The 8,579-nt window shown below is 71.9% G+C and carries 8 protein-coding genes; 2 read left to right on the top strand and 6 right to left on the bottom strand.

The features are described from left to right. Positions 1–28: 28 nt before the first annotated feature. From QSK20_RS29045 to mqnC, 6 genes are all read right to left on the bottom strand, one after another. On the bottom strand, positions 29–1,303 hold the full coding sequence (locus QSK20_RS29045; RefSeq protein ID WP_285791795.1) for a geranylgeranyl reductase family protein: 1,275 nt from the start codon (positions 1,301–1,303) through the stop codon (positions 29–31). A 136-nt stretch (positions 1,304–1,439) separates the two neighbouring features. Then, a complete protein-coding gene (locus tag QSK20_RS29050; protein WP_285791796.1) occupies positions 1,440–1,670 on the bottom strand; it encodes a hypothetical protein in 231 nt (76 codons plus the stop codon). 60 nt (positions 1,671–1,730) lie between these two features. Beyond that, entirely contained in the window at positions 1,731–2,441 is a 711-nt protein-coding gene (locus QSK20_RS29055; protein ID WP_088981089.1) for a demethylmenaquinone methyltransferase, read from the bottom strand. An 84-nt stretch (positions 2,442–2,525) separates the two neighbouring features. Beyond that, positions 2,526–3,737: an LPXTG cell wall anchor domain-containing protein gene (locus QSK20_RS29060; RefSeq protein ID WP_285791797.1), complete on the bottom strand. Its 1,212-nt coding sequence runs from the start codon at positions 3,735–3,737 to the stop codon at positions 2,526–2,528. Between the two features lie 145 nt (positions 3,738–3,882). Beyond that, positions 3,883–5,076: an LPXTG cell wall anchor domain-containing protein gene (locus QSK20_RS29065; RefSeq protein WP_285791798.1), complete on the bottom strand. Its 1,194-nt coding sequence runs from the start codon at positions 5,074–5,076 to the stop codon at positions 3,883–3,885. Between the two features lie 286 nt (positions 5,077–5,362). Beyond that, the gene (gene mqnC, locus QSK20_RS29070; RefSeq protein ID WP_285791799.1) at positions 5,363–6,553 is read right to left on the bottom strand and encodes a cyclic dehypoxanthinyl futalosine synthase; all 1,191 of its coding nucleotides are present in this window, start codon (positions 6,551–6,553) and stop codon (positions 5,363–5,365) included. A gap of 308 nt (positions 6,554–6,861) precedes the next feature. Between mqnC and QSK20_RS29075 the strand changes: the two genes are divergently transcribed. After that, positions 6,862–7,626, top strand: coding sequence for a peptidoglycan recognition protein family protein (locus tag QSK20_RS29075; protein ID WP_285791800.1), 765 nt, complete (start codon positions 6,862–6,864; stop codon positions 7,624–7,626). A 41-nt stretch (positions 7,627–7,667) separates the two neighbouring features. Beyond that, positions 7,668–8,579: ATP-grasp domain-containing protein (locus QSK20_RS29080; protein ID WP_285791801.1), on the top strand; the 912-nt coding region annotated here is incomplete at its 3' end.

Raw genomic sequence — 8,579 nt, forward strand, 5'->3', positions numbered from 1 at the left:
CCTCCGGCAACCTGCGCCGGGGGTGCGGCTAGACCGCTGGGGCCGCCTTCGTCATCGCGTTGATGACCCGGTCCATCGCGTCCCCGCCACGCGGGTCGGTCAGGTTGGCCAGCAGCTTCAGCACAAAGCGCATGAGCATCGGGTGCGGCATGCCGTGCTTGGTGGCGATCCGCATGATCTCCGGTCGGCCGATCAGCTTCACGAAGATCCCGCCGAGGCGGTAGTAGCCGCCGAACCGCGCCTTCAGCTCCGTCGGGTACGCCGACAGCGCCCGCTCGCGCTCCGCGCCCACCGGCCGGGCCAGCGCCTGCACCGCGATCTCCGCGGCCAGCTCGCCGGACTCCATCGCGTACGCGATGCCCTCGCCGTTGAAGGGGTTGACCATGCCGCCCGAGTCGCCGACCAGCAGCACACCCCGGGTGTAGTGCGGCACCCGGTTGAAGCCCATCGGCAGCGCCGCGCCGAGGATCGGTCCCTCGGCGTTCGCCTCGTCGGTCATGCCCCAGTCGGCCGGGGTGTTGGCCAGCCAGTCGGTGAGCAGCCGCCGGTAGTTCGTCTTGCCGAAGGCGGAGGAGGAGTTGAGCACGCCCAGGCCGACGTTGACCCGGCCGTCACCGAGGCCGAAGATCCAGCCGTACCCGGGCAGCAGCGCGTCGCTGCCCTTGCTGCGCAGTTCGAGCCAGGACTCGAGGTAGTTGTCGTCGTGCTTGGCCGGGGAGCGGTAGTACCGCCGGACCGCCACGCCGATCGGGCGGTCCTCCCGCTTGGCCAGGCCGAGCGCGAGGGGGAACCGGCCGGAGACGCCGTCGGCGGCGACCACCAGCGGGGCGTGGAAGGTGGCCGGGGCCTTGTCCGGGCCGACCTCGGCCTCGACGCCGACGACCCGACCGGTGGGGTCGAGCACCGGGCCCATGACGTTCACCCCGGTGCGCAGTTCGGCGCCGGCCGCGATGGCCCGCTGGGCGAGCAGGTCGTCGAAGTCCAGCCGGGTGCGCACCAGCCCGTAGTTGGGGAAGCTGGCCAGGTCGGGCCAGTCCAGCTCCAGCCGGAGGCCGCCGCCGATCACCCGCAGGCCCCGGTTCTGCAGCCAGCCGGCCTCGGGCGAGGTGTCCACGCCCATCCGGATGAGCTGCCGGACCGCGCGCGGGGTCAGCCCGTCGCCGCAGACCTTCTCCCGGGGAAACTCGGTCTTCTCCAGCAGCAGCACCCGGGCCCCGTGCCGCGCCAGGTGGTACGCGGTCGCCGAGCCGCCGGGTCCGGCGCCCACGACGATCACGTCGGCGTCGTGTTCCACCGTCGTCATCCGGGCCTCCTCCCCATACGCTCGTGAAACGCTTCACAAGCCAGTCGGGGAGGAGTCTATGACCGTCATTACCCCCGCCCAGGGTTAGGTGACCCTAACTTGCCTGGAGGGGGGTCCTGGGGACCTGAGTGAGCACTCAGGGATGACCGGGAGTGACCCTGTCCAGGCCCACGTCGAGCCGGATCGCCTCGGGCAACTGGTCGCGCAGCGCCCCGCCGGCCACCCGGTCCAGCGCGGCCAGCACCTCCGCCACCACCTGCCGGACGGTGGCCGGGTCGGCGCCGGCGAGCTGCCGGAGCTGGTCGACGAGTTCGCGCGTGTCGTCCTCGTCGGCAACCGCCCGGTACGCCTCGTCTGCTCCCGTCATGGCGGACAGCCTACGGGGGCAAAGGCCACCAAAAAGGGATAACAGGGAACGTGAGGGTGACTAGTCGCGGACCGCCCGGTGCAGCGCCGCGATGCCACCGGTGAGGTTGCGCCAGGCCACCCGACCCCACCCCGACGCGCCGATCCGCGCGGCCAACGCCGGCTGGTCGGGCCAGGCCCGGATCGACTCGGCGAGGTAGACGTAGGCGTCCGGGTTGCTGGAGACCGACCGGGCCACCGTGGGCAACGACCGCATCAGGTACGACAGGTAGACCGTCCGGAACGCGGGGTTGGTGGGGGTGCTGAACTCGCAGACCACCAGCCGCCCGCCGGGACGGGTGACCCGGGCCAGCTCGCGCAGGGCCGCGTCCGGGTCCGACACGTTGCGCAACGCGAAGGAGATGGTCACCGCGTCGAAGGTCGCGTCGGCGAAGGGCAGCCGCAGCGCGTCCCCGGCGAGCAGTGGCACCTCCGGCCGCACCCGCCGCCCGGCGGCGAGCATGCCCAGGCTCAGGTCGGCGCCGACGGCGTACGCCCCGCTGCGGGCCAGTTCCTCGGTGGAGACCCCGGTGCCGGCGCCCACGTCCAGCACCCGCTCGCCGGGCTCCAGGGCCAGGGCGGCCCGGGTCGCCCGGCGCCACCCCCGGTCCTGACCGAAGGAGAGCACGGTGTTGGTCAGGTCGTATCGGGCGGCCACGCCGTCGAACATCGCGGCGACCTCGTGCGGCTGCTTGTCCAGACTGGCGCGCTGGCCCTGCGGGGTACGGCTCACTCCCCCACTCTGCCAGCCCCACGCACGACGGGGCCGGGCGGGATGGGTGACCATCCCGCCCGGCCCCGGGCGTCTCACCGGACGTCAGTTGGTGGACTTCTCGTCGGCCGGGGTCACCAGCACCACCCGACGGCGGCGGGAGAGCACCAGCAGCGCGCCCCCGACCAGCAGGACGGTGCCGCCGACGCCACCGATCAGACCAGCCTGGACACCGGTCACCGGCAGCCCGCCGTCGCCGCCACCGCTACCGCCACCGGCCGCCGGCGGGACGCTCGGCGAGACGGACGGCGAGGCGCTCGGGCCCGGCGTCGGGGTGGTCAGGTCGACGAAGACGTCGAAGAGCGCGCTGTTGTCGATCTCGTCGACCTCGTCGAACGTCCGGCGCTGGGCCGGTCCGGCGACCTGCGGCTCGCTCTCCGGTTCGCCCTCGACGGCCCGGTCCAGGCCGGCGGCGAAGATGTTGCCGATCCGCAGCACCGGCTCGGTGACCTCCTTGGCCACCGTCACCCGGATGCTGTCCGTGTAGAACTCACCCGGCTTCAGCACCACCGCCGGGTCGTCGCAGAACGCCTGGGCGAACCCGAGGAAGTCCTCCTGGACGCAGTTCTCCGGCAGCTCGGCGAAGCTGACCCCGGCCGGCAGGGTGATGCCGTAGAACAGCCCGGTCGCCCGCCGGCTGCCCCCGTTGTAGACGGCCCAGTCCAGCGGGGCGGTCTCACCCGGGCGGACCGGACGCAGGCCGGTCTCCTCGTCACCGTCGACCTCGACGTCGGCGTAGACGTCCTGGGCCCAGGTGACCAGGTCGTAGCCGGGCTTGGTGACGGTGAGGTCGACCTCGACGGTGTTGTCCTCCGGGTCCGCCTCGGCGGTCGTGGAGGTGATGGTGACCACCAGCGTGCCGGCGGCACCACGCGCACCGGTGCTGAACAGCGGGATGCCGAAGTCCTCACTGGTCCCGGCGGTGAGGTCGCCGAGGACGCACGAGTAGACGGCCTTCTCCTGCTGCTGGCAGCCGTCCGGGACGAAGAAGCCGACCTTCTTCTGCTTGACCTTCCGGGCGTCCACCGTGACGGTGACGTTGCGGGCGTCCGCCGTGCTACGGGTGTTGTCCACGGTGAACTTGAAGGGCTTGGCCTTGGCCTCGGAGACGCCCTTGGCGAGCTGGCCGCTGAGCGGGATGAGCGCCAGGTCGACCTGGTCGGCCGCCTGGGCCGGCATGCCGACCGCGACCATCCCGGCCGTGAGCAGGGTCACGGCGCCGGTTCGGGCCAGCGCCGCGCGGGTGAACAGGTTCATGCGGTCCCTCGGAGTTGCGAGCGTGAGGTGGAAACGGCCCGGGTCGGACCGCGTCTGGAAACGACGGGGGCGGGACGGTCACCCATCCCGCCCCCGTCGCGGTGCGTTATGTAGACGGCCCGCACGGGCCGGTTGAGGACGACCGTCAGACGGTCGACGTCTCGTCGCCCGGGGTCACCAGGACCACCCGGCGACGACGGGCGGCCAGGAACATGGCACCACCGGCGAGCAGCACGGCACCGCCGATCCCGCCGATCAGGCCGGCCTGCGGGCCGGTCACCGGCAGGCCGCCGTCGCCGCCACCGGAACCGCCCTCGGCGGCCACGACGACCGCGTAGCCGTCGGTGTTGTCGCTGGCGTCCACGTCGGCGCCCTGGAGGCCGGTGACGTTCTCCGGCAGCTTGGTGGCCTCCCGGGCGGAACCCCGCAGCGGCTGCGTCGCCACGATCGGCTCGACGCTCACGCTGCCGCCGGTGAGGCTGCCGGCCTTCACGTCCGCGTCGACCGAGAGCAGGTGGTGGAAGTCACCGGCGGAGAAGACGTCGTCGCTCTCGTCGGTGTCCTCGTCGATCGGGACCAGCGGAAGCTGGCGGTAGGTGCAGACGGCCTCGGTGTCGGCGGCGTTGTACTCGCAGTCCGGCTCCGCCTCGGTGAAGGTCACGCCCTTGGGGAGCTTGACCGTGACGGTGAGGCCCCCGGCCGCCCGGTCACCCTGGTTGACCACGAAGTACTGGAGCACGCCGGTCTCGCCGGCGTGCAGGTCGCCGACCACGGACAGCTCGCCGTTCTCGTCGACCTCCACCGCCTGCTTCACGTCACCGGCGAGCACGAGCAGGTCCGGGCCGCTCTCGTCGGTGAGCTCGATCGTGGCGACCTTGGTGTTGTTGCTGGCGTCGGTGTCGTCGGTGGAGCCGATGGCGAAGGTGACCGACCCCTTGTACGTGCCCTCGAAGCCGTCCTGCTTGAAGAGCACCACCGGAAGCTCGACCGTCTCGCCCGGACCCGGCAGCAGTTCCGTCGGCACCTTGCAGTTCCAGCCGCCCACGTTCGGGTCGCAGCCCGGGATGGCCGAAACGGGGACGGCCTTGCTGGTGTCCAACCCCGAGAAGTCCGCGTCGATCGACAGGTCTCGCGGAGTGTTCTCGCCCCGGTTGGTGACCTTGGCGAAGGCGACCTTCCCCTCGCTGCCGGCAGCGACCCGGGTGCCGACCACGTCGAGGGAGAGGTCGGTCTCGGTGCCGGCGGCGTGGGCCGGAACGCCGAGCGCGGTGAACACGCCAGAGGCCAGCAGTGCGGCAGTGCCGACCCGCGCCGCCAACGCTCGGTTACGGAAGATCATCGAGGTGTTCCCCTATGGAAGACGGGAAAGAATGCGCCCGGGCGCGACGTCCACCCGGCACCGCCGAACGGGACGTTAGCGGCCCACGGTCGCCCCCGCCACCCCCTGGGGAGACCCGCAGTGAGCTGCTCGGCTAAGAACCACTTAAGGATTGTCCGAATTGATGCGCTTGCTGGGCGGAATCGCAGGTGACACTGGCCCCAATGGTTACCGCGATCGGCCCGCCCGCCGGACAACCATTGCCCGTTCGGTCGATCCCGCAATAATGACGATGATTACCGACCGTTTACCGGGCATCCACCAAAGGCAGTGAACGGCCGACCCCGCCACCCGGAATCGCAATCGACGAGAAGTGCGACACGACACGGTCGTCGGTCGGGTCCTCGGCCGGCGTACGGTGCACCGCCAGGTGCCGGTAGAGGGTGTCCCGCTGGGCCGGGATCCGGTGGGCCGAGCGGATCATCGCGATCAGCTCGTGCAGGTTGGAGCGGTGCCGGGCGCCGGCCGAGGAGATGACGTTCTCCTCCAGCATGATCGAGCCGAGGTCGTCCACGCCCATGTGCAGGGCGAGCTGACCGACGTCCTTGCCGGTGGTCAGCCAGGACGCCTGGAGGTGCGGCACGGTCTCGAAGAAGAGCCGGGCCACCGCGACCAGGCGCAGGTACTCCAGGGTCGTCGCCTGGGTGCGCCCCTTCAGGTGGTTGTTCTCCGGCTGGTACGTCCACGGGATGAAGGCGCGGAAGCCCTTCGTCCGGTCCTGGACGTCACGGATCATCCGCAGGTGCTCGATCCGCTCGGCGACGGTCTCGCCGGTGCCCATCATCATGGTGGCGGTCGACTCGACCCCCTGCCGGTGGGCCAGCTCCATGACCTCCAGCCAACGCTCGCCGGACTCCTTCAGCGGTGCGATCGCCCGCCGTGGGCGCTCCGGCAGCATCTCCGCGCCGGCCCCGGCGATCGAGTCCAGCCCGGCGGCCTTGATCCGCGCGATCGCCTCGTCCAGGCTCACCCCGGAGACCTTCGCCATGTGCAGGATCTCGCTCGGCCCGATCGAGTGGATCGCAAGGTTCGGGTACGCCTTCTTGACCGAGGAGAACAACTCCTCGTAGTACTCCACGCCGTAGTCGGGGTGGTGGCCGCCCTGGAGCATCACCTGCGTCGCGCCCAGCTCGACCGCCTCGCCGCAGCGGCGCAGGATCTCCTCGGTCGGGTGGGTCCAGCCCTCCTTGTGCTTCGGCGCGCGGTAGAACGCGCAGAACTTGCACGCGGTGACGCAGACGTTGGTGTAGTTGATGTTGCGGTCGATGAGGTACGTGACGATGTTGTCCGGGTACCGCCGCCGCCGCACCGCGTCGGCCGCCTCACCGAGGGCGTGGAACGGCGCCTCGGTGTAGAGCAGCAGCGCCTCCTCGGGCGTGATCCGCCCGCCGTCCGCGCCGCGCTGCAGGATGTCGTCGATCTCCCGGCTCACACTCACACCTGCGAGCCTACGTCGGTCGTTCGATCACCGGCACGCCCCTCCGACCAGGTGACCCAGACCGCACCGACGGACGCACGACAGCACGTGGGTGATCGTGGTCGAACACCGTTCCGACCTGACCCGCCGGACCGCCCACCTCCGTTCCGACCCCGCGCGGCCCGACTGACACCCGCTCCGTCGAGGCATTGATCGACTACGATCGCCGGCATGTCTGCCGAACGATCCGCAGCCGCCCGTCCCGCTCCGTCCGGCTGCCGCTGCCGACCGGCACCCACCGGCGGAACCGTCCTGGCGGGCGCGGCCTGATGGCGACCATTCCCTGGCTCGCCGACGTGCTCCGCTCCGCCGGGGTCCGCGTGGTCGAGCACGGCAACTGGCTCGGGCGGGTCGCCGGCAGTTCGTTCAACCCGATCGGCGTGCTCTGGCACCACACCGCCGCCACCTCCAGCGCCAGCAACCCGCACCCCGCGCTGAACATCTGCGTCAACGGCCGTTCCGACCTGCCCGGGCCGCTCTGTCAGGCGTTGGTCGACTACCACGGTGTCTTCCACGTCATCTCCGACGGGCGGGCCAACCACGCCGGCACCAGCCGGGGCAGTGGACCCATCCCGGCCGGGGACGGCAACACGATGCTCATCGGCTGGGAGATCGACTACAACGGGGTCAACCAGGCCATGACCCCCGCCCAGTACTCCGCCTCGGTGCTCGCCACCGCCGCCGTACTGCGCCGGCTCGGCCGGGACGCCAGCCACGCCCGGGGTCACCGGGAGACCAGCACCAGCGGGAAGATCGACCCTTCCTTCATCGACCTCGACTCGATGCGCGCCGACGTGGCCCGTCAGCTCACCGGTAACCCACCCCTCGACCTGTGGAAGGACGACATGAAGCTGATCCAGTCGCCCGGCCGGGGCATCGCCCTGGTCGGTCCCGGCTACTTCCGGCAACTGCGCAACGACGAGGAGGTGCACGCCGCCGTCGCCCTGGCCGGCAACCCCCTGGTCGGCAACGACCGCCAGTTCGACCTGTGGCGCAGCATCGCCTACGACGGTCAGGTCAAGGCCCCGAGCTGACCGGCCTGACCGGAGCGGCGGGGCTCGGCGAGGATGGCGGGATGCTGCTGCTGGTGCCCGCCGATCCGCTTCGTCCGCACCGCCCCGACCAGCACTTCGCGCCGGAGGCGACGGCGGCCCGGGAGGCCGGGGTACCGGTCGTGGCGGTGGACCACGACGCGCTCACCCGGGGCGACACGGACGCCGCACTGCGGCGCCTGACCGGTGAGGGCGAGGCGGTCTACCGGGGCTGGATGCTCCGCGCCGAGCGGTACGCGGCCTTCGCGGAAGCGCTGGCCGCCCGGAGGGTCTTCCTGCGCACCGGCAGCGGGCAGTACCGCCGGGCGCACGAACTGCCCGGCTGGTACCCGGACCTGGCGGCGGTGACGCCGGCGACGACCTGGACCTCAGGTGACGGGCGTGCGGCCTTCGACCGGGCCCGCACCGAGCTGGGCGACGGCCCGGCCGTGCTCCGCGACTACTGCAAGTCGATGAAGCACCACTGGGACGAGGCGGCCTTCATCCCCGACCTGGCCGACACCGAGGCCGCCTGGCGGGTGGCCCGACGGTTCCGCGAACTGCGCGAGGACGACTTCGTCGGCGGCTTCGTGCTACGCCGCTTCGAGCGGTTCACCTCGGCGGAGGTACGAACCTGGTGGCGCGACGGCCGCTGCGTGCTCGTCGGCCCGCACCCGGACACCCCGGACCACCTGCCCGCCACCGAGCCCGACCTGACCACCGTCGCACCGCTGGTGGCCGCCCTCGGGCTGCCCTTCGTCACGGTCGACCTGGCCCGACGCGACGACGGTGTCTGGCGGGTGGTCGAGCTCGGGGACGGACAGGTCAGCGACCGCCCCACCACCGTCGCCCCCACCCTCCTCCTCCCCCCCCCCCCCCCCCCCCCCCCCCCCCCCCCCCCCCCCCCCCCCCCCCCCCCCCCCCCCCCCCCCCCCCCCCCCCCCCCCCCCCCCCCC

Origin of the sequence: Micromonospora sp. NBRC 101691, from assembly GCF_030269285.1 — a bacterium.
GTDB lineage: Bacteria > Actinomycetota > Actinomycetes > Mycobacteriales > Micromonosporaceae > Micromonospora > Micromonospora echinospora.

Bases quoted from the DNA above. Each gene is read 5' to 3' on its own strand.
- QSK20_RS29060 (WP_285791797.1), bottom strand. From the start codon at position 3,737: ATGAACCTGTTCACCCGCGCGGCGCTGGCCCGAACCGGCGCCGTGACC.
- QSK20_RS29065 (WP_285791798.1), bottom strand. From the start codon at position 5,076: ATGATCTTCCGTAACCGAGCGTTGGCGGCGCGGGTCGGCACTGCCGCA.
- QSK20_RS29050 (WP_285791796.1), bottom strand. From the start codon at position 1,670: ATGACGGGAGCAGACGAGGCGTACCGGGCGGTTGCCGACGAGGACGAC.
- QSK20_RS29045 (WP_285791795.1), bottom strand. From the start codon at position 1,303: ATGACGACGGTGGAACACGACGCCGACGTGATCGTCGTGGGCGCCGGA.
- QSK20_RS29075 (WP_285791800.1), top strand. From the start codon at position 6,862: ATGGCGACCATTCCCTGGCTCGCCGACGTGCTCCGCTCCGCCGGGGTC.